Below are 18,058 nucleotides of genomic sequence, written 5' to 3' on the forward strand. Positions count from 1 at the left end.
GTCCGGCGGACGCCGGGAAGCCCCGCGGCGGGGAGGCGCGGGCAGAGGCCGGAGAGTGCCGCGTCAGGAGGAGACGGCGTGCACGATCAGCGAGGCGAGCTGTTCGTACGCCTCCGCGTCGGTCAGCCCGGTGCGGCTCTTGAGCTCGCCCTGCTGGATCTGGCGCATGGTCGCGGCGGCGACCTCGCCGACGAACGCGGTGTGCACCTCGCGGAAGGCGCCGTCCGAGACGCCCTCGGCGATCAGCCGGCGCACCCGCTCCGCGGCCATCCGCGTGTTGGCCTCGTACACCTCGCGGGCGGGCGGGAAGTCCGCCACGTCGTCGAGGAACCGGCGCGAGAGCGGGCGCAGCTGTTCGGCCACGGCGGTCAGGTACGCGCGGACCCGGTCCGAGGGGTCGACGGTCTGCGCCACCCGCTTCTCGACCGCCTCGGTGGCCCCCCGGAAGTAGTGCTTGACCGCCTCCACGACCAGCCCCTGCTTGCTGCGGGCGAGTTGGTACAGGGTCGTCTTGGAACAGCGCAGCCGCTCGGCGAGGTCGTCCAGGGTGAGGTCAGAGAACCCCTCCGCCGTCAGCAGCGCGACGAGGCGTTCCAGCAGGTCGGCCTGTCTGGCGGTACGGCGGTTGGGCGGCATGATCCCAGCGTAGCCTCCCCGGTTACCCCCGGGTTGTCCCCCCGCGGGCGCCGCGGCCGGCACCCGGTCGCCGGTGCGCGGCGTCCGGCCGGGAGCCCGGTCCGCGGTCGGTTCCAGGTCTACGGCGCCAGGTTCTCCTCCTGTTGCGCCACGAGGATCGCGAAGGACGTCTCCTCGTCCGTCACCGACCCGAACGGCATCGCCCCGAGGGCGAGCACACCGACCTCGCGCCGGGTGGCCGGGGCGGTGTCCAGGGTGCGGTACGTCCTGCTGGATCCTTCCGTCCGGCCGGTGTTCTCCGGCCCGGTCGGGAGTCCTGCGCTTGAAGTGCGGTCGGGGGCAAGGCTTTTCCGGCGACCGCGCGGTCGGCCGACCGCACCCGCGAGGGGCCCCGGACGCACCGAAGCCGCCCTCTCGATGACGAGAAAGCGGCTTCCGACCTGCCGTGAAGCTGGTCGGGACGACAGGATTTGAACCTGCGACCCCTTGACCCCCAGTCAAGTGCGCTACCAAGCTGCGCCACGTCCCGGTGCGCTTCGCACGGTGTTCGCCGTGTGATCGCGCGAACAGCACTTTACCCCACACCGGGCCGTGCGCCGTAGAGGGCCCGGGCGCGGGACAATCGCCGTATGGATCGTTCGGAGAGCGCAGGAGGTACGGGCGGCGGCCGGCCCGCCGGTCCCCGGGACCGGGACGGCGAGGGGCGGGCACGCAGCGCCCGGCCGCGGGACGGACTCGGTCGGCCCCTGCCGTACGGCACGCCCGGCGTCGAGCGGCAGCCCGAGGGGGTGGTCCGCACCCCGGAGGCGACTCTCGCCGAGGCGCAGGCCCTGCTGGACGCCGGGAAGCCGTTCCACGCGCACGAGGTCTTCGAGGACGCCTGGAAGGCGGGCCCCGGGTCGGAGCGCACCCTGTGGCGCGGGCTCGCGCAGCTCGCGGTGGGTCTGACGCACGCCGCCCGGGGCAACCTCACGGGCGGGGCACGGCTGCTGCGGCGCGGGGCCGGGGCGGTGCGGGAGTGGGCGGCCGACACGGGGCAGGACCGGCCGTACGGCATGGATCTCGCCGGGCTGGCCGACTGGGCGCGGGAGCTGGCGGACACGGTCGAGCGGACCGGCTCCCCCGTGGACGCGCGGGCCCGGGCGCCCCGGCTGCGCTGACCCGGCCCGGTCCCGGCCGGTGACGTACGGCAGACTCGTGGCGTGCGAAAGATTCATGTCATCGGTATCGGTGCGGGCGACCCCGACCAGCTGACCCTCCAGGGGGTCCGGGCGCTGCGCGGCACGGACGTGTTCTTCGTCCTGGACAAGGGCGAGGTGAAGAGCGACCTGACGCGGTTGCGCCACGACATGCTCGACACGCATCTGCCGGACGGCGGCTACCGGGTGGTCGAGGCCCGGGACCCGGAGCGGGACCGCAGGGCCGGCGGCGCGGCCTACTCCCCCGCCGTCGGCGACTGGCGCAGTGCCCGCGCCGGGATCTATGAGCGGCTCATCGCCGAGGAACTCGGCGAGGACCAGAGCGGCGCGTTCCTGGTCTGGGGCGACCCGGCGCTCTACGACAGCACGCTGGCCATCCTCCAGGAGGTCCTGGCCCGGGGCGCGGTGACGTTCGAGTACGACGTCGTGCCCGGCATCAGCAGCGTGTCGGCGCTCGTCGCCCGGCACCGCACGGGCCTGAACCGGGTCGCGCGGCCGGTGCAGATCACGACGGGCCGCCGGCTCGCCGAGGGCTTCCCGGAGGGGGTGGACGACGTGGTGGTGATGCTGGACGCGCACCAGGCCTTCCGGAAGTACGCCGAGGAGGACGTCGACATCTACTGGGGCGCCTACATCGGGACCCCGGACGAGATCCTCGTCTCCGGTCCGATCGCCGAGGCCGGCCCCCGCATCGAGCGGCTGCGCGCCGAGGCGCGCGAGCGCAAGGGCTGGATCATGGACACCTATCTGCTGCGCCGCAACCCGGGGGACGTGTAGCCCCGCCCGGGCGGCCCGTCCCCGCGTGCGGGGCGGGGGCGCCGGTGTGAGGAGTCGCTGTACATGTTCGTGCTCGGCACCGGGATCGGCCTGTGCATGCAGGTGCTCACGATCGCCGTGCAGAACACCGTCGAGTACGCCGACCTGGGCACCGCCACCTCCGGCGTCACCTTCTTCCGCACGCTGGGCAGCTCGTTCGGAACGGCCGTCTTCGGCACCCTCTACACGAACTCCCTCACCCCGAACCTGGAGGAGGGCATCGGGGCCGCCACGCAGGCGGCGGCGGGCAGCGTCGACACGGCGACCATCACCCGGGCGGCGACCAGCCCGGAGGGCCTGCACCGGCTGCCCGGGGCCGTCGCCGACCCGATCGTCCACGCCTACGCGGACACCCTCCGGACGGTGTTCCTGTGGACGGTGCCGGTCGCGGCCGTCGGTTTCGTCGTCGCCCTGTTCCTGAAACAGGTCGAGCTGCGCGACAGCGCCCGGATGAGCTCCACCGACATGGGCGACGGGTTCGGCCGGCCGTCCGGCGCGGACTCCCGGCGGGTGCTGGAGGCGTCCGTCGCGAAGATCATCGGCGGGACGGACGCGGACACCGCGCGCCGGATCGTCGAGGGCTCCGACACCCGTCTCGACGTGGCCGGGGCCTGGGCGGTGATGCAGGTCGAGCTGTTCCAGCGGATGGTCGGGCACGCGAGTCTCGGACTCGTCGCCGCCCGCAGGCGTCTGCCGCCGGAGGTGCTGCTGCCGGTGTTCGACCGCATGGTGGACGAGGGCTACCTGACCCGCCACGGTTCCCTGCTGTCGCACACGGAGGCGGGCACGCGCGAGGCCGGGGTGATCACCCACGCCTGGGGCGAGTGGCTGGAGGAGCGGGTGGCGCAGGACATCGGCCGTCCGGCGGGCGGCGACCTGCGGGCGGCGGTGGACGCCATCGCCAAGCGGCTCCTGGTCGAGGACCTCAACGAGGGCCTGCCCCGGCACCGTCCGGAGCCGGAGCCCGCGGCCGTCGCGGCGCCCTGAGGACCGGCTGCCCCGGCCGTGCGGCTAGCGCAGCAGGAGCTGGAGGCCGCCCACCACGGTCGCCGCGATCACCAGCCGTTCGAAGAGCCGCTGGTCGATGCGCGGCACGGCCCACCTGCCGAGCAGCGCGCCGGGGACGACGAACGCGACGAGCGCCGCGTCCAGGAGGAGCGAGGGACCGTCGATGAGTCCGAGGCCGGCGCTGAACGGCACCTTCGAGACGTTGACGATGAGGAAGAAGAAGGCCGAGGTCCCGAGGAAGCCGAGCTTGCGGAAGCCGGCCGAGAGCAGGTACATCGACATCACCGGGCCGCCGGCGTTGGCGACCATGGTGGTGAAGCCGCCGAGGACGCCGTAGGAGCGGGCCTTGAACCGGCCGGACCGGGTGACCACGGCGTCGGGTTCGTCGCCCGCGTCGGCCGTGCGCCGCCGCCACACCGTGACGCCGGCCATCAGCAGCAGGATCGCGCCGATCGAGGTGCGCACCGTCGCGTCGTCGGCCCACACCAGGAACACCGTCCCGAAGACCACGCCGGCCGCGACCGCCGGGAACAGCCGCCACAGCGTGGGCCAGTGGGCGTGCCGGCGGTAGGTGAGGACGGCGAGGACGTCACCGGCGATCAGGATCGGCAGCAGGACGCCCGTGGAGGCGCGGGCGGGCAGGATCGCCGCGAAGATCGCGAGACTGACCGTGTTGGCCCCGCTGACGGCCGTCTTGGAGAAGCCGACGAGCAGGGCCGCGAGGGCCAGCGCCGCGAACTCCCAGCCGGTGATGTGCCACAAGTTCATCGTGTTCATGCGGAGACCGATGCTACGCACACCCACCGGACGGCCAGGAGGCCGTCTCGCCAGGTGGCCGTTCCCGCCCGTCGCCCCTCACCCGGCGGCCTCCCGGCCGGGCGCCCCCGCCCGGCGGCCTCTCACCCGGTGCTCCCGGCCGGTGGCGTCAGCGCCTCTCCACCAGGACCGCGCTGCCCTGTCCGACGCCCACGCACATCGTGGCCAGTCCGCGTTCCGCTCCGGTGCGGCGCATGCGGTGCAGGAGCGTGGTGAGGATGCGGGCGCCCGAGCCGCCGAGCGGGTGGCCGAGGGCGATCGCACCGCCGCTCGGGTTGACCAGGCCGGGGTCGACGCCGAGCTGGTCGACGCAGGCGAGCACCTGGGCGGCGAACGCCTCGTTGAACTCGGCCTCCTGGACGTCGCCGACGCTCCAGCCGGCCCGGGCCAGCACCTTGCGGGTGGCGGGGACCGGGCCGATGCCCATCACGTCGGGGTGGACGCCCGCGGAGCCGCCCGCGACATACCGGCCCAGGGACTCCAGCCCCAGTTCCTCGAGCACCTCCTCGCTGACGAGGAGGAGCCCGGCGGCGCCGTCGTTCATGGGTGAGGCGTTGCCCGCGGTGACCGTCCCGCCCTCGCGGAACACGGGCCGGAGCTTCGCGAGCTTCTCCGGCGAGGTGTCCTCGCGGATGCCCTCGTCGGCGTCGACGACCACGCCGTCCGGGCGCCGTACGGGCAGGAGTTCGTCGTCGAAGTGGCCGTCCTTGCGGGCCAGCGCCGCCCGCCGGTGGCTGCGCAGGGCGAACGCGTCCTGCCGCTCGCGCGTGATGCCGTACCGCGTGGCGACCTCCTCGGCGGTCTCGCCCATGGCGAGCAGGCCGTGCAGGTCCTTCATGGCGGGGTTGACCAGGCGCCAGCCGAGCCGGGTGTCGACGGTCTCGACGCGGTGCGGGAGGGCCTCGTCGGGGCGGGCCAGCACGAAGGGGGCGCGGCTCATCGACTCGGAGCCGCCGGCCAGCACGATGTCGGCCTCGCCCGCGGCGATCGCGCGGGCCGCCGTCGTCACCGCTTCGAGCCCGGAGGCGCACAGCCGGTTCACCGTGGCGCCGGGCACGGTCTCCGGGAGGCCCGCGAGCAGGGCGGCCATCCGGGCGACGTTGCGGTTGTCCTCGCCCGCCTGGTTGGCGGCGCCCCAGTAGACGTCGTCGACACGGGCCGGGTCGAGCGCGGGCACGTCGGCGACCAGGCCGCGGACGACGGTGGCGGCGAGGTCGTCGGGCCGGACGGAGGACAGGGCTCCGCGCAGTCTGCCGACGGGGGTGCGGCGGGCGGCCGCGAAGTGGACGGGGCGCACGTCAGGACTCCTTGGTGAGCACTGCTAGTTTTTCGACTGTAGACCCCGGCCCGACCCCCTGGGAAGATCCCCGGAGGCCCTCGCCGACGCAGCTGGAGGAGCGATGACCGAACACGTCCTCACCGGGACCCGCGGCGCGGTCGCCGTACGCGAGTGGCGCACTCCGCGGCCCCGCCTGCTCGCCCTCGTGGTGCACGGCTACGGCGAGCACTCCGGCCGCTACGAGGAGCTCGCCGGCGTCCTCACCGCACACGGCGCGGCCGTTTTCGCCCCCGACCACAGGGGACACGGGAGATCGGCGGGCGAGCGCGTGGTGATCGAGGACTTCGAGGACGTGGTCACCGATGTGCACGCCGTGGCGCGGCTCGCCCGGGCCGCGCACCCCGGCCTCCCCCTGGTCGTGATCGGGCACTCCATGGGCGGCCTGATCGCGGCCCGGTACGCCCAGCGGTACGGCGCCGACCTCGCCGCGCTCGTGCTGTCCGGCCCGGTGATCGGCGGCTGGGAGCTGCCCGGCCGGCTGCTGGCGCACGAGGAGATCCCCGACCTGCCCGTCTCGCCCGCCGCACTCTCCCGCGACCCCGCGGTGGGCGCCGCCTACGCGGCGGACGAGCTGGTCTGGCACGGGCCGATGAAGCGGCCGACGCTGGAGGCGTTCGCCCGGACCCTGGAGACCGTGGCCGAGGGCGGTGACATCGGCCCGCTGCCGCTGCTGTGGCTGCACGGCGACGACGACCGGCTGGTCCCGCTGCCCGGCAGCAGGACCGGCGTGGAACGGCTCAGCGGCGGGGCGCGGACCGAGCGGATCTACCCGGGGGCCCGGCACGAGGTCTTCCACGAGACGAACCGCGCCGAGGTGTTCGCGGACGTGACGCGTTTCCTGGACGCAGTGCTCACTCCCTGAGACGTGCGGGAGAGGGGGCTGTTTGCGGTGGTGTGACCGGGGCACCCGCGCCTGCATGGAGTGGTTGCGCAGTGCCGCCTGTGTGGGCGAGGACCCTGAGCTGTTCTTCCCCGTGGGCACGAGCGGACCCGCCCTGCGCGACACCGAGGCGGCCAAGCGCGTCTGCGCCCGCTGCACGGTGCGCACCGAGTGCCTTTCGTTCGCGTTCGCGATCGGACGGGCCTCGGGCGTATGGGGCGGGACCGACGAGGACGAACGCGCGGAGCTGCTCCGTACCCCCCGACACGACGCGACGACAAGGAGCACCGTATGACTGTCGTGAAGAGCCCGCTGCCCGAACCGGCCCGCCAGGTCACCTTCGACGCGTTGCAGAACACCCTCGTGGACCTCCTGGGCCTCTCCCTGATCGGGAAGCAGGCGCACTGGAACATCGTGGGGCCCCGGTTCCGCTCGATCCACCTCCAGCTCGACGAGGTGGTCACGACCGCCCGCTCGTACGCCGACACGGTCGCCGAGCGCGCCGCGGCGCTGGGCCTGCCGCCGGACGGCCGCCCCGAGACGATCGCCTCGGCGTTCACCCTGCCCTCCCCGAAGGACGGCTGGCTGCGCGACGAGGACGTCGTCCAGGTGATCGCGGAGACGCTGGGAGCGGCCATCGCCCGGCTGCGGGAGCGGATCACGGCGACCGAGGAGGCGGATCCGGTCACGCAGGACCTGCTCATCGGCATCACCGCCGAGCTGGAGAAGCAGCGGTGGATGTTCGAGGCGGAGAACTGGCCGCGCGAGAGCTGATCCGCGGAAGGAGCCGAGGACCCGTCATGACCGACGCACTCGAACTCGACGCGCTGTGGGAGGACTTCCACCGCGTGGTGAACATGACCTCGCAGGAGCTGGCCGCCTGGCTGCGGGTGCGCGACGCCGACGAGCGAGCCGAGCCCCCGCCCGGCGACACGGGAACGCCCACCGGGGAGCACGTGCTGGCGATCCTCCAGAAACGGCGCGTCGACCTGACCGACGACGACGTCCGCGTGATGTACGAGGTCGTGGACACGGTCGACGCGCAGGCAGGCCGGGAGAACGGACCCGAGGGCGAGGACACCGCCGGACGCCGCCGTCTGATGACCATCGGCCACGATCCGCTCAGGCCCTGAGCCCCCGCGCGGGCCGCCCGCGCCTCAGCCGGTGAGCCGGGAGAGCGCCGCCGACACGAGCGTGCGCACTCCCGGCACCAGCACGTCCGGGTCCGGCGCGAACAGCGGGCTGTGGTTCCCCGGCACGCCCTCGAACTTCTCCCGCGGCTCCTCCCCCGGGGCCGCCTCCCACACGGCGGCCGGGGTCGAGGTCACGTACCAGTAGTCGTACGGCACGCCCGGCGGCGCGAGCAGGGAGAAGTCCTCGCTGCCCAGCGCCTGCCCGAAGTCGAACACCGTCTGCTCGCCGAAGAGTTCGCGGTGGACCGCGGCGATCTCCCCGTCCAGGGCGGCGTCGTTGACGGTGTTCGGGCAGCCGGCGTGGACCGTGACCTCCGGCGCGGCCGGGCACCCCGCGGCGGCGCACTCCCCCTCGACGACCCGCCGGATCGCGGCGAGGACCCGCTCGCGCGCCCGGGTGTCCCGGGTGCGCACGTTCAGCGCGAGCCGGGCCTCGGCGGGGATGATGTTGGCGCTCGTACCGGCGTGGAAACTCCCCACGGTCAGCACCACCGACTCGGTCGCCGCGACCTCGCGCGCGACCACGGTCTGGAGCCTGGTCACGATGTACGCGGCCGTCACGACCGGGTCGACCGTCGACTCGGGCCGCGAACCGTGACCGCCGACACCGTGCACGACGACGTCGACGTCGTCCGAGGCGGACAGCGTCAGGCCGGGGGTGTGCGGGTAGAACCCGGCGAGCCCCGGCGCCACGTGCTGGCCGAACAGCACGTCCGGGCGCGGGAAGCGGACGTGGATCCCGTCGGCGACCATCGCCGCGGCGCCGCCCCCGGCCTCCTCCGCGGGCTGCCCGACCACGACGAGCGTCCCGGACCAGGTCTCGCGCGCGGCGGCGAGCGCCTCGGCGGCGGCCGCCAGCCAGGTGACGTGCAGATCGTGGCCGCAGGCGTGCATCACTCCGTCGACGGTCGAGGCGTAGGGCAGCCCGGTCGCCTCCCGCACCGGCAGCGCGTCCATGTCGCCGCGCAGCCACACCACCGGCCCGTCGCCGTTCGCGAGCACGCCCACGACGCCGGTGCGGGCCACGCCCTCCGTCACCCGGTACCCGGCCTCGCGCAACCGCAGGGCCAGCTTCGCGGCGGTGCGGTGCTCCTGGAACGACAGCTCCGGATGGCGGTGCAGGTCCTGGTAGAACCCGGCCAGTCCGCCGGGTTCGATTCCCGAGGTGATCTCGCGGGTCAGGCGGGCGACGACGGCCGGTTCGGTCATACGGGGCAGCCTAGGAGGGCGGACCCGCCGGGCGCAGCCGCTGGGCGCGACCGGCCGTGCCGGCGGGCGCCGCCCGCCGCCGTGGGCCGGGAAGGAGCGCCGGGGGCGTTTGCCGGCGTCAGAGGTCCAGCAGGCGCGTGACGGTGCGCAGCACTCCGTTGTCGTTGTTGGAGGGCGCGAGGTGGCGGGCCCGGCGGACGACCTCCGGATGCGCGTTGGCCATGGCGAACGACCAGTCGGCGGCGTCCAGCATCTCCAGGTCGTTGAGATAGTCGCCGAAGACCATGGTCTGCGCGGGGGTGATGCCCAGCTCGCGCTGGAGCGCGCGCAGCGCGGCGCCCTTGTTGGCGGTGCGGTTCATCACGTCGACCCAGTGCTCCCCGGAGACGACGACCTGATGGGTCCGCGCGAAGGGCGCGAGAGCCGGCGCCGTGGTCCTCTCGGCGGACCCGAAGTCGAAGAGGGCGATCTTGATGATGTCGTCGTCGACGGCGGTGACGTCCTCGACCACCCGGTGCCGCACGTAGTAGCGGCCCACCTCGGCCAGGAACGCCTCGTCGGCCCGCTCCACGTAGGCGGACCGCTTCCCGCAGACGACGGCGCCCACGTCGACGCCGTCGGCGGTGAGCCCGCGCACGGCCTCCCTCACCCGCGCGACCACGCCCGGCGCCAGCGGATCGGAGCTCAGCTCCTCCCCGTCACGGACCACGTAGGTGCCGTTCTCCGCTATGAACACCATGCCGTCGGCGACCCCGGCGAACTCGGCGGCCAGGGTGGCGTACTGGCGCCCGCTCGCCGGGCTGAACAGCACCCCGCGCTCCCGCAGCCGCGCCAGCGTCTCCCACAGTCCCTCGGGGATCTTCTTGTCGTCGTCGAGCAGCGTGCCGTCCATGTCGGTGACGACCAGCCGGATGTCGACGGGACCCGCCGGGGACGCGGTCGCGGTCGGGCGGGGGGCGTGCGAGTAGGGCATGGCCTGCTTCCTGTACGGGATCACCGGATTTTCACCCTACCGGGGACAACGGTGATCATCCGGCGGCACAATGGCGGACGGAGGCCCGGGACACGGGCAGGACGTGAGAAGGGGCTGTCGGGTGAGCGGGTCGGCACGGCTGGACACCAGCGTCGCGCACAACGCGCGGGTGTGGAACTACTGGATCGGCGGCAAGGACAACTACGAGGTCGACCAGCGGGTCGGTGAGCACGTCGCCGGGATGTTCCCGCTCATCCGGGAGATCGCGCGCGCGGACCGCTGGTTCCTGGGGCAGGCCGTGCGGTTCCTCGCGCAGGAGCGCGGGGTGCGGCAGTTCCTCGACATCGGCACCGGACTGCCCACGGCCGACAACACCCACGAGATCGCACAGCGCGTCGCGCCCGAGTCGCGGATCGTGTACGTCGACAACGACCCCATCGTGCTGGCGCACGCCCGCACGCTGCTGACCGGCACCGCCGAGGGCGTCACCGACTACATCGACGCCGATGTGCACGACCCGGCCGGGATCCTCGAACGGGCGGCGGGCACCCTGGACTTCACCCGCCCGGTCGCGGTGATGATGCTGGGCATCCTGAACTTCGTCCTGGACTTCGACGCGGCCCGGGACATCGTCCGCAAGGTCATGGCGGACGTCCCCTCCGGCAGCTTCCTCGTCCTGACGCACCCCACCCACGACAGCGAGGTGGGCGGCGAGGGCCAGATCCCGGCGATGAAGTTCTGGAACGAGAACGCCACCCCGCCGATCACCGCGCGCGGCGGCAAGGAGATCGCCGCGTTCTTCGAGGGCCTGGAGCTGCTGGAGCCGGGCCTGGTGTCCTGCTCGCGCTGGCGCGGCGAGGCCGAATCCCTCGCGGTGGTGCCGCAGTACGGCGCGGTGGCCGTGAAACCCTGACGGACGTACGGCGCGCACCGGACGTACCGACCGTGGAGGACGTATGACCATCCCCCTTGCCGATCCCGTCCCCGGCGGGCGTCCCGGAGAGGTCGAGCGGGCCGGGGCGCTCGCCGGCGAGCTGTCCGCGAGAGGCGTGCACGGGATCGTCCTGGCCTACGTCGACACCGCCGGGATCGGCCGGGTGAAGACGATCCCCGCGGCCGGGCTCGCGTCGGCGGCGGCCTGGGGCGTCGGGATGTCGCCGGTCTTCGACACGTTCCTGGCCGACGACCACATCGTCGCGACCGACGTGCTGGGCTCCCCGGACGGCGATCTGCGGCTGTACCCGGACCTCGACCGGCTCGTGGCCCTGGCCGGGCAGCCCGGCTGGGCCTGGGCGCCGGTCGACCGCGTCACCCAGGACGGCGAACGGCACCCCGGCTGCTCCCGCACCTTTCTGCGCCGCGTCGTCGCGGACGCGGCCCGCGCGCACGGTCTGGCCTTCAAAGCGGCCATCGAGATCGAGTGGGCGGTCGGCCTGGACTCGGCGCCCGCGGGCGAGTTCGTCCCGGCGGCCACGGGACCGGCGTACGGCGCGACCCGGCAGATCGAGCTGAGCGAGTACACCGCCGAACTGCTGGCCGCCTGCGCGGCCCAGGGCGTGGACGTCGACCAGATCCATCCGGAGTACGCGCCCGGCCAGTTCGAGATCTCCGTGGGCGCGCTGGACCCGGTGGCGGCGGCCGACCGCAGCGTCCTCGTCCGCCAGACGATCCACGCGCTGGCCCGGCGTCACGGCCTGCGGGTGTCCTTCTCCCCCGCCCCGGTGGCGGAGGGCGTCGGCAACGGCGGGCACGTCCATCTCTCCGCCTGGCGGGACGGCGCGAACCTGCACGCGGGCGGAGCGCGGCGGCACGGCATGACGGCCGACGCGGAGGCGTTCGCGGCCGGGGTGCTGGCCCGGCTCCCGGCCCTCACGGCGGTGACCGCGCCGAGCCCGGCGAGCCATCTGCGCCTCAAACCGTCCCAGTGGGCCGGGGTGTTCACCGCCTGGGGCCTGGAGACCCGCGAGTGCGCGCTGCGTCTGGTGCGCGGCACGGCGGGCCGTCGCGCGCAGCAGGCGAACCTGGAGGTCAAGCCGGTCGACCTGGCCGCCAACCCGTACCTCGCCCTCGGCGCTCTGATCGCCGCCGGGCTGGCCGGGCTCGCGACCGGCGCCGTCCTGCCCGAGGAGACCACCGGGGACCCGGCCCGGCTCGGCGCCGCGGAGGCCGCCGCCCGCGGCGTGCGCCGGCTGCCGGCCTCGCTCGCCGAGTCCCTCGCCGCGTTCCGCGGGGACGAGGTGCTGCGCTCCGCGCTCGGCCCGGTCCTCGCCGACGCCGTGAGCGCCGTGCGGCAGGGCGAGATCGACGCCGTCGCCGGATTCGACGACGAGCGGGTGGCCGCGGCCTACCGCTGGAAGTACTGACATGACCGGCGGACCGGTCCACGAGGCCCTGGCCGAGCTGGAGCTGGTGGACCACCACTGCCACGGCGTCACCCTCGACCCCCTGGACGGGCCGGGCTTCGAGGCGCTGCTCACCGAGGGCGACCGGTGGCCGGGCGTCTCGGCCTTCGACACGCCCGCCGGGGTGGCCGTGCGCCGCCACTGCGCGCCGCTGCTCGACCTGGAGCGGCACGCCCCGGCCGACGTCTACCTGGCCCGGCGCGCCGAGCTGGGCCCGCGGGAGGTGAACCGGCGCTTCCTCGCCGCCGCCCGGACCGGCGTGTTCTGCGTCGACACCGGCTTCGCCCCGCACCGCGTCACCACGCCCGCCGAGCTCGCCGCGGCGGCCGGCGACGGCCGGCCGGCCGTCGCCCACGAGGTCGTCCGGCTGGAGTCCGTCGCGGAGGCCGTGGTCACGCGGGGTGTCGAGGCCGACGGGTACGCCGACGCGTTCCGGGCGGCCGCCCTGGACGCGGTACGGCGGCCGGGCGTGGTGGCGGTCAAGTCGGTGGCCGCCTACCGGACCGGCTTCGACCTCGACCCGGCCCGGCCCACGGACGCCGAGGTCACCCGCGCCGCCCGGCGCTGGACGGCGGGCGGCGGACGGCTGACGGACCCGGTGCTGGTCCGGCATCTGCTGTGGACGGCCGTCGACCTGGGGCTCCCGCTGCAACTGCACACCGGCTTCGGCGACAACGACATCCGGCTGCACCGGGTGGACCCCAGCCGTCTCACGGACTGGCTGCACCTGACGGCGGGCGCCGTCCCGGTCATGCTGCTGCACTGCTGGCCCTACCAGCGGCAGGCCGCCTATCTGGCCGCGGTGTTCGAGCAGGTCTACCTGGATGTGGGGCTCACCCTGCATCATGTGGGTCCCCCACGAGCGCGGGCGGTCCTGGAGGAGGCGCTGGAGATCACACCGTTCCGCAAACTGCTCTACAGCTCGGACGCCTATGGTGTGGCGGAGTTCTACGGGCTCGGCGCGCTGGCGTTCCGCAGGGGACTGGGGGATCTGCTCCAGGACCGGGTGGACGCCGACGAACTGAGCCTGCCCGACGCGCTGCGCCTGGCGCGCTGGGCCGGAGCCGACAACGCCCGCCGGGTCTACCGGCTTCCCGACGGACACTGAAAGTATGATCAAGCAATGTCTGACTTGACCGAAACCACGCCGGGTTGGCTGAGCTCCGACGAGCTCGAGATGGCACGCGCCCGTATGCCGATCCTGTATGTCGAGGCCGTGCCCGTGCGCGTCGACGACAGCGGCGAAGTCACCAGCGTCGGCCTGCTGCTGAGGATGGGACCGGAAGGCACGGTCAGCCGCACCCTGGTCTCCGGCCGGGTCCTGCACCACGAGCGCGTCCGCGACGCCCTGTTGCGCCACCTGGAGAAGGACCTCGGTCCGGTGGCGCTGCCCCGGGTGCCGACCTCGCTCCAGCCGTTCACGGTGGCCGAGTACTTCCCCACGCAGGGCGTCACGCCGTACCACGACCCCCGTCAGCACGCGGTGTCGCTGGCCTACATCGTGCCGGTGACCGGCGACTGCCGTCCCCGCCAGGACGCGCTGGACCTGGTGTGGTTCAGCCCGCAGGAGGCCGCCTCGCTCGCGGTGCAGAGCGAGATGCCGGGCGGGCACGGGTTCCTGCTGCGGCAGGCCCTCGCCCACGTCGGTCTCTCGGCCTCCTGAGCGTGATACCCGCGCCGTCCGGCCGTCGCGCCCTGGTGGGCGCCGCCCGCAGCCGTCCCTGCACCCTCGTGGTCTGCAGGGGCTGCTGCTGCGGCGACGCCGGCAAACACCCCGGCTACGACCACGACTGGCAGCTGGAGCTGCTGCGGGCGGCCGCCGCGAACTCCGGCGGCGCCTTCGAGGTCCGTACGACGGACTGCCTGGGCCCCTGCGACCAGGCCAACGTGATCGTCGTCCAGCCCTCGGCGGACGGACGCCGGGCCGGCGGCCGCGCCACCTGGGTCGGCTTCGCCATGGACGACGACTGCACGGACGAGATCCTGGCCTGGGCGGCGGCCGGCGGCCCGGGGATCGCGGCGCCGCCGGTCACGCTGGAGCTCCAGTTCATCAGCCCGCCGCGTGCCGAGCGGGTACGCAGCCGGAGATGACCCTCGTGCGCGCCAACCGCTCTGATCTACAAAGTGGTTGGGGCTGCCGGACACCCCTGACCGCGCGGACCTGTCGCGCGGGCTGCGGGTGAGCGGGGCCGTGATCGTCCCGGCCGCGTTCCTGTTCCTGGCCCTCGGTCCGCGGATCGCCACCCTGCTGTTCGCGCACGGCGCGGCCGACGCGGCCTCCGCCCAGCCGCTCGGGCACATGCTCCAGGCGTTCGGTCTCGGCCTGATCCCGTTCTCCGCGCAGTACCTCCTCCCGCGCGGCTTCTACGCCTTCGAGGACACCCGCACGCCGTTCTTCATGGCGCTGTGGATCGCGGCGGTGAACATCGCCCTCGCCACCGCCTGCCGGCCGCTGCTGCCGGACCGCTGGGCGGTGACCGGCATGGCCGGGGCCTACGCCCTGCCCTACCCGGCGGGGCCGGCACTCACCGCGCGCCGGCTGCGCGGCCGGACCGGCGGCCGCCTGGACGACGGCGCGCTGCGCCGCACGTACACCAAGCTGCTGGCGGCGGGCCTCGCCGCCGTCGCGGGCCGGGCGGCGGACGCCGCGTGCGCGGCCGCGCTGGGCGGCGGCACCCTGCCGACCGCGACCGCCCTGGCGGCCGGCTCCCTCACCCTCGTCCTGGTGTATTCGCTCTGGCCCGGCTGACGAAGGTCGACGAGCTGCGCGGGCTGCGGCGCCCGTGGGCTCGCCCCTCGCGGTGAGCGTCCCGGCCGGCTCGCCGCCCGGGACGGCGCGGACACGTCACGCGTCCCGCCGCGCCCCACCGGGGAAAACGACGAAGGCCGCTTCCACTCTCGTGGAAACGACCTTCCGACCTGCGATGAAGCTGGTCGGGACGACAGGATTTGAACCTGCGACCCCTTGACCCCCAGTCAAGTGCGCTACCAAGCTGCGCCACGTCCCGTTGCCCATCTGACCTGGGGTTTCCCCTGGCCGAACACGCATGGAAACCATACCGCACTCGGGTCGATGGTCGCGCACCCGTTTCCCGCGCCCCGGCCGCCGGGCGCCGTCAGTCCCGCGGGGGCGCCCCCAGTTCCGGGTACGCCTCCAGCAGTCGCGTCGGGGCCGCCTGGCGCCAGGAGTCGGCGAGGATGTCCCGCAGCTCGTCCTCGTCCTCCAGGGCGGCGAGACGGGCCCGCACCCAGGCGAACTGGGCCTCGTGGTCGGCGATCCAGAACTTCCCGGGCTCGGCGAGCACCAGTTCGTCGCGCTCCTCCTTGGGGCACCGCACGGCGAGGGAGGTCTCCTCCTCGGGCAGCGTGGCGAACATCTTCCCCGCGACCCGGAAGGTGGGCATGCTCCAGGAGATCTTCTCCGTGGTGTCCGGCAGGGACAGGGCGATACGGCGTACGTCTTCTGCGTCCGGCATGCAGGGAACCGTAGCCGCTGCCACTGACAGTCACCCGACGGCGACCTGCTTGTAGTACAGGGTGGTCGGCCGCAGGACCCCGGCCGGGCTCGCCGCGTAGTCCGGGATCACCCCGGCCCTGGTCCACCCGGCGGTGCGGTACAGGTGCTCGGCGGGGCTGTCGGTCTCGGTGTCCAGGTGCAGCAGGGTGACGCCGGCCGCGACGGCGCTCTCCTCGGCGGCGGTCAGCAGGGTGCGGCCGAGGCCCTTGCCGCGGGCGTCCCGGTGGACCATCAGCTTGACGAGTTCGGCGCGGTGGCGGCTGTTGGGCTTGTCGGGGAAGGCCAGGCCGACGGTGCCGACGACACGGCCCCCGTCCTCGGCCACCCAGACCGCGAGATGCCCGGCGGTCACGCCCGCCGCGCGTTCGCGCCACCAGTGTTCGGCGGACGCGCGCTCCAGCGGGGCCAGGAAGCCGAGCGAGGCTCCGTCGTCGACCGCGTCGATCAGCAGGTCGGCCAGCTCCGCCACGCGGGCGCGCAGCCGGGGGGCGTCGAGCCGGGTCACGGTCATGGCAGCACCACCGCGAGCACGTACCGCACGTCCGCGTCGCCCGTGCACCGGAAGCGCGTCGGGCCCCACACCCGCAGGCGCAGACAGTCCCCCGCGCCAAGGTGGTGCCCGGTGTCCCCGGCGGTCACCTCCAGGGCGCCCTCGAGCACCCAGACGTGCTGTTCGAGGCCCGCCACGGGCGGCCGGTCGTAGGCGATGTCCGCGCCCACGGCGAGCCTGCCCTCGACCAGCTCGCCGCGCAGCGCGGGGTGCGGCGGCGACACGGAGCGCCGTACGAACCCCGAGGCACGGTCCTCCCAGACGGACTGCTCACCGGCGCGCACCAGGGCCGCGGGCTCCGCCTCCACCTCGCTGAGCAGCCGGGACATGGTCCGCCCGTAGACATGACAGAGGCGGTTGAGCAGCGCGGCGGTCGGACTGGTCTCGGCCCGCTCGGCCCGCGACAGGGTCGACCGGCTCACCCCGCTGCGCTGCGCCAACTCCCCCAGCGACCAGCCGCGTTCGGCCCGCAACTCGGCCAGCCGCCCGGCGATCCGCACGTCGACGGGGTCCGGCGCCCCGGCCGTCTCCGCTCCTGCCTCGATTCTCATATCCGGGACGCTATCCCTGGTATGAGACGGCGCTGTTAAAGAACGCTCACAGGGCTCACACCCGTGCGGCCTCTTCCAGCGCCTCCAGCACCGGGCGGATCAGCGGATGCCCCTCCGCTCCCCGGCGGACGGCCGCGAAGACCCTCCGGGTCGGCGCCACCCCGTCGACCGGCCGTACGACCACCCCCGTGAGGTCCATGCCGCGCAGCGCCGACCGCGGGACGAGCGCCACGCCCGCGTCGGCCGAGGCCAGCGCGACCACCGCGCGGAAGTCGTCCGAGGAGTGCTCCAGACGAGGCTCGAAGCCGGCGCTCTCGCAGGCCAGGACGACCACGTCATGGCAGGGGTTGCCCGGGTAGGGGCCGATCCACGGATCCTTGGCCAGTTCGGCGAGCGGGACCTCGGGGGCGTCGGCGAGACGGTGGCTGACCGGGACGACCGCGTCGAAGGGCTCGGCGTAGAGCGGGACGTGCGCGAGCCGCGGATCGTCGGCGGCCGGGGCCCCGCGGTACTCGACGGCCACGGCGACATCCACCAGCCGGTCGAGGACCATCGGCAGGCTGGCGTCCCCCTCGGCGTCCTGGACGCGGATCCGGATCCCCGGGGCGGTACCGGCCAGCCGGGCCACCGCGGGCGCCACGACCAGGGCGATCCCCGTCGCGAAGGCGGCGACCGTGACCGTGCCGGCCGCTCCGGAGCTGTACGCGGCCAGTTCCGCCTCGGCCCGCTCCAGCTGGGCCAGGACCGCGTGGGTGTGGGTCAGCAGGATCTCCCCGGCCGGGGTCAGCCGCACGCCCTTGGCGCTCCGCTCGACCAGCCGGTGGCCGGTCTCCTGCTCCAGCGCCGTCAGCTGCTGGGAGACGGCGGAGGGGGTGAGGTACAGCGCGGCGGCAGCCGCGGTCACCGTGCGGTGGTCGGCCACCGCACGAAGGATGTGGAGCCGCCGCGCTTCGATCATGGATCGATTAT

At 74.1% G+C, this 18,058-nt stretch carries 20 protein-coding genes, 2 tRNA genes and 3 pseudogenes; 13 read left to right on the top strand and 12 right to left on the bottom strand.

Annotation, left to right across the window (positions count from 1 at the left end; genetic code table 11):
* Positions 1 to 63: 63 nt before the first annotated feature.
* The 3 genes and pseudogenes from J2X68_RS34725 to J2X68_RS34735 form a co-directional block, all read right to left on the bottom strand.
* Entirely contained in the window at positions 64 to 636 is a 573-nt protein-coding gene (locus J2X68_RS34725; protein WP_310436587.1) for a TetR/AcrR family transcriptional regulator, read from the bottom strand.
* Between the two features lie 152 nt (positions 637 to 788).
* Positions 789 to 890, bottom strand: a pseudogene (locus J2X68_RS34730) (aldo/keto reductase); the annotation flags it as partial.
* Positions 891 to 1,088: 198 nt separating this feature from the next.
* Positions 1,089 to 1,165: transfer RNA gene (locus tag J2X68_RS34735), tRNA-Pro, on the bottom strand.
* A 100-nt stretch (positions 1,166 to 1,265) separates the two neighbouring features.
* On the opposite strand from J2X68_RS34735, the gene J2X68_RS34740 reads away from it, so the two are divergent.
* The 3 genes and pseudogenes from J2X68_RS34740 to J2X68_RS34750 form a co-directional block, all read left to right on the top strand.
* Positions 1,266 to 1,796, top strand: a complete 531-nt coding sequence (locus J2X68_RS34740) for a DUF309 domain-containing protein (protein ID WP_310436588.1) — start codon at positions 1,266 to 1,268, stop codon at positions 1,794 to 1,796.
* A 42-nt stretch (positions 1,797 to 1,838) separates the two neighbouring features.
* Positions 1,839 to 2,612: a precorrin-6A synthase (deacetylating) gene (gene cobF / locus J2X68_RS34745; protein ID WP_310436589.1), complete on the top strand. Its 774-nt coding sequence runs from the start codon at positions 1,839 to 1,841 to the stop codon at positions 2,610 to 2,612.
* 51 nt (positions 2,613 to 2,663) lie between these two features.
* Positions 2,664 to 3,638: pseudogene (locus J2X68_RS34750) on the top strand (MFS transporter); the annotation flags it as partial.
* A gap of 24 nt (positions 3,639 to 3,662) precedes the next feature.
* Here J2X68_RS34750 and J2X68_RS34755 read toward each other — a convergent pair.
* Positions 3,663 to 4,436, bottom strand: a complete 774-nt coding sequence (locus tag J2X68_RS34755) for a sulfite exporter TauE/SafE family protein (protein WP_310436590.1) — start codon at positions 4,434 to 4,436, stop codon at positions 3,663 to 3,665.
* Between the two features lie 148 nt (positions 4,437 to 4,584).
* Entirely contained in the window at positions 4,585 to 5,772 is a 1,188-nt protein-coding gene (locus J2X68_RS34760; RefSeq protein WP_310436591.1) for a thiolase family protein, read from the bottom strand.
* A gap of 103 nt (positions 5,773 to 5,875) precedes the next feature.
* On the opposite strand from J2X68_RS34760, the gene J2X68_RS34765 reads away from it, so the two are divergent.
* From J2X68_RS34765 to J2X68_RS34780, 4 genes are read left to right on the top strand one after another with little or no spacing between them, the layout of a single operon-like run.
* Complete coding sequence (locus tag J2X68_RS34765) at positions 5,876 to 6,676, top strand: alpha/beta hydrolase (RefSeq protein ID WP_310436592.1); 801 nt, start codon at positions 5,876 to 5,878, stop codon at positions 6,674 to 6,676.
* A 55-nt stretch (positions 6,677 to 6,731) separates the two neighbouring features.
* Positions 6,732 to 6,989, top strand: coding sequence for a WhiB family transcriptional regulator (locus J2X68_RS34770; protein ID WP_310436593.1), 258 nt, complete (start codon positions 6,732 to 6,734; stop codon positions 6,987 to 6,989).
* Positions 6,986 to 7,468, top strand: a complete 483-nt coding sequence (locus tag J2X68_RS34775) for a DNA starvation/stationary phase protection protein (RefSeq protein WP_310436594.1) — start codon at positions 6,986 to 6,988, stop codon at positions 7,466 to 7,468. Before J2X68_RS34770 ends, J2X68_RS34775 begins: the two co-directional genes overlap by 4 nt.
* Positions 7,469 to 7,494: 26 nt before the next feature.
* The gene (locus J2X68_RS34780; RefSeq protein ID WP_310436595.1) at positions 7,495 to 7,827 is read left to right on the top strand and encodes a DUF3140 domain-containing protein; all 333 of its coding nucleotides are present in this window, start codon (positions 7,495 to 7,497) and stop codon (positions 7,825 to 7,827) included.
* Between the two features lie 24 nt (positions 7,828 to 7,851).
* On the opposite strand, the gene J2X68_RS34785 is transcribed toward J2X68_RS34780, so the two are convergent.
* On the bottom strand, positions 7,852 to 9,096 hold the full coding sequence (locus J2X68_RS34785; protein WP_310436596.1) for an amidohydrolase: 1,245 nt from the start codon (positions 9,094 to 9,096) through the stop codon (positions 7,852 to 7,854).
* A 118-nt stretch (positions 9,097 to 9,214) separates the two neighbouring features.
* On the bottom strand, positions 9,215 to 10,069 hold the full coding sequence (locus tag J2X68_RS34790; protein ID WP_310436597.1) for a Cof-type HAD-IIB family hydrolase: 855 nt from the start codon (positions 10,067 to 10,069) through the stop codon (positions 9,215 to 9,217).
* A 70-nt stretch (positions 10,070 to 10,139) separates the two neighbouring features.
* Here J2X68_RS34790 and J2X68_RS34795 point away from each other — a divergent pair, with 70 nt between their 5' ends.
* The 6 genes and pseudogenes from J2X68_RS34795 to J2X68_RS34820 all read left to right on the top strand — a co-directional run.
* On the top strand, positions 10,140 to 10,982 hold the full coding sequence (locus J2X68_RS34795) for an SAM-dependent methyltransferase (protein WP_310436598.1): 843 nt from the start codon (positions 10,140 to 10,142) through the stop codon (positions 10,980 to 10,982).
* A gap of 43 nt (positions 10,983 to 11,025) precedes the next feature.
* Positions 11,026 to 12,432: a glutamine synthetase family protein gene (locus tag J2X68_RS34800; RefSeq protein WP_310436599.1), complete on the top strand. Its 1,407-nt coding sequence runs from the start codon at positions 11,026 to 11,028 to the stop codon at positions 12,430 to 12,432.
* Between the two features lies 1 nt (position 12,433).
* On the top strand, positions 12,434 to 13,579 hold the full coding sequence (locus tag J2X68_RS34805; protein WP_310436600.1) for an amidohydrolase family protein: 1,146 nt from the start codon (positions 12,434 to 12,436) through the stop codon (positions 13,577 to 13,579).
* 15 nt (positions 13,580 to 13,594) lie between these two features.
* Positions 13,595 to 14,134 carry an NUDIX hydrolase family protein gene (locus J2X68_RS34810; protein WP_107095599.1) on the top strand — a complete coding sequence of 180 codons (540 nt, stop codon included), beginning with the start codon at positions 13,595 to 13,597 and terminating at the stop codon, positions 14,132 to 14,134.
* 2 nt (positions 14,135 to 14,136) lie between these two features.
* The gene (locus tag J2X68_RS34815) at positions 14,137 to 14,562 is read left to right on the top strand and encodes a (2Fe-2S) ferredoxin domain-containing protein (protein ID WP_310436601.1); all 426 of its coding nucleotides are present in this window, start codon (positions 14,137 to 14,139) and stop codon (positions 14,560 to 14,562) included.
* 55 nt (positions 14,563 to 14,617) lie between these two features.
* Positions 14,618 to 15,276, top strand: a pseudogene (locus J2X68_RS34820) (lipid II flippase MurJ); the annotation flags it as partial.
* Between the two features lie 126 nt (positions 15,277 to 15,402).
* On the opposite strand, the gene J2X68_RS34825 reads toward J2X68_RS34820, so the two are convergent.
* The 5 genes from J2X68_RS34825 to J2X68_RS34845 form a co-directional block, all read right to left on the bottom strand.
* Positions 15,403 to 15,479, bottom strand: a tRNA-Pro gene (locus J2X68_RS34825).
* 108 nt (positions 15,480 to 15,587) lie between these two features.
* Complete coding sequence (locus J2X68_RS34830) at positions 15,588 to 15,947, bottom strand: MmcQ/YjbR family DNA-binding protein (RefSeq protein ID WP_310436602.1); 360 nt, start codon at positions 15,945 to 15,947, stop codon at positions 15,588 to 15,590.
* Positions 15,948 to 15,977: 30 nt separating this feature from the next.
* Positions 15,978 to 16,499 carry a GNAT family N-acetyltransferase gene (locus J2X68_RS34835; protein WP_310436603.1) on the bottom strand — a complete coding sequence of 174 codons (522 nt, stop codon included), beginning with the start codon at positions 16,497 to 16,499 and terminating at the stop codon, positions 15,978 to 15,980.
* Complete coding sequence (locus tag J2X68_RS34840; protein ID WP_310436604.1) at positions 16,496 to 17,089, bottom strand: XRE family transcriptional regulator; 594 nt, start codon at positions 17,087 to 17,089, stop codon at positions 16,496 to 16,498. The genes J2X68_RS34835 and J2X68_RS34840 overlap by 4 nt, the downstream gene beginning before the upstream one ends.
* A gap of 55 nt (positions 17,090 to 17,144) precedes the next feature.
* Positions 17,145 to 18,047 carry a LysR family transcriptional regulator gene (locus J2X68_RS34845; RefSeq protein WP_310436605.1) on the bottom strand — a complete coding sequence of 301 codons (903 nt, stop codon included), beginning with the start codon at positions 18,045 to 18,047 and terminating at the stop codon, positions 17,145 to 17,147.
* Positions 18,048 to 18,058 lie beyond the last annotated feature (11 nt).

It is taken from the genome of Streptomyces sp. 3330 (assembly GCF_031456635.1).
Lineage (GTDB): Bacteria > Actinomycetota > Actinomycetes > Streptomycetales > Streptomycetaceae > Streptomyces.

What these genes read in the sequence shown, in the direction of transcription:
- J2X68_RS34725 (WP_310436587.1), bottom strand. Translation starts at nt 636, where the DNA reads ATGCCGCCCAACCGCCGTACCGCCAGACAGGCCGACCTGCTGGAACGC.
- J2X68_RS34740 (WP_310436588.1), top strand. Translation starts at nt 1,266, where the DNA reads ATGGATCGTTCGGAGAGCGCAGGAGGTACGGGCGGCGGCCGGCCCGCC.
- J2X68_RS34755 (WP_310436590.1), bottom strand. Translation starts at nt 4,436, where the DNA reads ATGAACACGATGAACTTGTGGCACATCACCGGCTGGGAGTTCGCGGCG.
- J2X68_RS34765 (WP_310436592.1), top strand. Translation starts at nt 5,876, where the DNA reads ATGACCGAACACGTCCTCACCGGGACCCGCGGCGCGGTCGCCGTACGC.
- J2X68_RS34770 (WP_310436593.1), top strand. Translation starts at nt 6,732, where the DNA reads ATGGAGTGGTTGCGCAGTGCCGCCTGTGTGGGCGAGGACCCTGAGCTG.
- J2X68_RS34775 (WP_310436594.1), top strand. Translation starts at nt 6,986, where the DNA reads ATGACTGTCGTGAAGAGCCCGCTGCCCGAACCGGCCCGCCAGGTCACC.
- J2X68_RS34780 (WP_310436595.1), top strand. Translation starts at nt 7,495, where the DNA reads ATGACCGACGCACTCGAACTCGACGCGCTGTGGGAGGACTTCCACCGC.
- J2X68_RS34785 (WP_310436596.1), bottom strand. Translation starts at nt 9,096, where the DNA reads ATGACCGAACCGGCCGTCGTCGCCCGCCTGACCCGCGAGATCACCTCG.
- J2X68_RS34790 (WP_310436597.1), bottom strand. Translation starts at nt 10,069, where the DNA reads ATGCCCTACTCGCACGCCCCCCGCCCGACCGCGACCGCGTCCCCGGCG.
- J2X68_RS34795 (WP_310436598.1), top strand. Translation starts at nt 10,140, where the DNA reads ATGGCGGACGGAGGCCCGGGACACGGGCAGGACGTGAGAAGGGGCTGT.
- J2X68_RS34800 (WP_310436599.1), top strand. Translation starts at nt 11,026, where the DNA reads ATGACCATCCCCCTTGCCGATCCCGTCCCCGGCGGGCGTCCCGGAGAG.
- J2X68_RS34805 (WP_310436600.1), top strand. Translation starts at nt 12,434, where the DNA reads ATGACCGGCGGACCGGTCCACGAGGCCCTGGCCGAGCTGGAGCTGGTG.
- J2X68_RS34810 (WP_107095599.1), top strand. Translation starts at nt 13,595, where the DNA reads ATGTCTGACTTGACCGAAACCACGCCGGGTTGGCTGAGCTCCGACGAG.
- J2X68_RS34830 (WP_310436602.1), bottom strand. Translation starts at nt 15,947, where the DNA reads ATGCCGGACGCAGAAGACGTACGCCGTATCGCCCTGTCCCTGCCGGAC.
- J2X68_RS34835 (WP_310436603.1), bottom strand. Translation starts at nt 16,499, where the DNA reads ATGACCGTGACCCGGCTCGACGCCCCCCGGCTGCGCGCCCGCGTGGCG.
- J2X68_RS34840 (WP_310436604.1), bottom strand. Translation starts at nt 17,089, where the DNA reads ATGAGAATCGAGGCAGGAGCGGAGACGGCCGGGGCGCCGGACCCCGTC.
- J2X68_RS34845 (WP_310436605.1), bottom strand. Translation starts at nt 18,047, where the DNA reads ATGATCGAAGCGCGGCGGCTCCACATCCTTCGTGCGGTGGCCGACCAC.